Origin of the sequence: Pseudanabaena biceps PCC 7429 (genome assembly GCF_000332215.1) — a bacterium.
GTDB lineage: Bacteria > Cyanobacteriota > Cyanobacteriia > Pseudanabaenales > Pseudanabaenaceae > Pseudanabaena > Pseudanabaena biceps.
The window spans coordinates 1-1,404 of record NZ_ALWB01000434.1 but is presented as its reverse complement, the minus strand read 5'-3'; the positions used below and the strand labels follow the sequence as shown (position 1 = coordinate 1,404).

General features: G+C 46.1%; 2 protein-coding genes and 1 pseudogene. All 3 read left to right on the top strand.

Features of this window, described 5'->3' with window-relative positions; all coding sequences use genetic code 11:
- Positions 1-42: 42 nt before the first annotated feature.
- A pseudogene (locus PSE7429_RS28115) lies at positions 43-180 on the top strand (RNA polymerase subunit sigma-24); the annotation flags it as partial.
- A 223-nt stretch (positions 181-403) separates the two neighbouring features.
- Positions 404-754, top strand: coding sequence for a YciI family protein (locus PSE7429_RS22965; protein ID WP_233424428.1), 351 nt, complete (start codon positions 404-406; stop codon positions 752-754).
- A gap of 48 nt (positions 755-802) precedes the next feature.
- On the top strand, positions 803-1,282 hold the full coding sequence (locus PSE7429_RS22960) for a DUF1579 domain-containing protein (protein WP_009629809.1): 480 nt from the start codon (positions 803-805) through the stop codon (positions 1,280-1,282).
- The last annotated feature ends 122 nt before the right edge of the window (positions 1,283-1,404 follow it).

The window sequence follows — 1,404 nt, the reverse complement described above, 5'->3', positions numbered from 1 at the left end:
CTTAAGTACAAATCATTTACTACCTTTGCTTGATTCATCTTTCATTTGTGCAACGCCGATCTCTGTCGGCGCTTGGGCAGAGCAACCGAGGCAAGAGAATCCTACCAACGTGCCCTTGCACTCGTGAAGCAAGAACCAGAGCGACGATTTCTCGAAAAGCGTCTCCAAGAACTGAACTAATCCCAAAACACAAAATGGATACGCCATTTTGTGTTTTAGAAATCCTTGCAAGATGTCTAGATGCAGCGCTTCGCGCTGCATCTAGACATCTTGCAAGGATTTTTTGCCAAACTGTCGATTTACAGCTTCACCGAACGACTACTAGATGAAGGCAACTAATTTTAGATAAAACTCTGGAGGCAACGATGAAATTTATATGCCTTGGATACATGGATGAGGCGCAATGGGATCGGATGACCGAAAGCGATCGCACTACTCTCATGGAGGGCTGATGGAGGAATGTTTCGCCTATGACGACGAGCTCCGCCGAGGTGGACATTTTGTTGGTGGTGAAGCTCTCCAAAGCATCCGCAATGCCGCAACACTAAGGTATCAGAACGGTAAGGTCACGATTACCGATGGTCCCTACGCTGAAACGAAGGAACATCTGGGCGGGCTCCTCTTTCTTGAAGCGAGAGACCTGAACCATGCAATCCAGTTGATGTCCCAACATCCTGCGGTTCGCAACGGAGCCTTTGAGATTCGAGGTACTGATGAGCAGATTAACGCAATGGTTGCCGCACGAGATCTGTAAGAGAAGACTTGAAAAACCTGATTATGATTAACTATTTAGGAGCAAAATATGGACGCTGAACCTCAAAAAGAACATCAGTGGCTCGATCAATTCGTTGGCGAATGGATTTCGGAAGTCGAATGTATGATGGGAGCTGACCAACCACCATCGAAAACCCAAGGAACTGAAATCGTCCGATCGCTTGGCGGACTTTGGGTCGTGGCAGAAGGCGACTGTGAAATGCCAGACGGTAATCGTGGCAAGACGATCATGACGTTGGGCTATGACCCAAAAATCAATCGGTATGTGGGAACGTTCATCGGCTCAATGATGACGCATCTCTGGATTTACAATGGCGCTCTTGATGAGTCTGAAAAGATTCTCACATTAGATACTGAAGGGCTAAACTTTAGCCAGAGTGCGATCGCCAAATATCAGGACATCATTGAGTTTGTTAGCGACGACCATCGGATCATGCGATCGCAGATTCTTGGTGATGATGGCAACTGGCAGCAGTTCATGACAGCGCATTATCGTCGCAATCATTAGCTTGCAACAAATATTTAGCGATCGCTCCTGAAATATATAGCAATTATCAATCAAACGAACCACAAGGAAATTTTTGAAAGCCTTGCTTTGCAAGGCTTTCAAAAATTTCCTTGTGGTTCGTT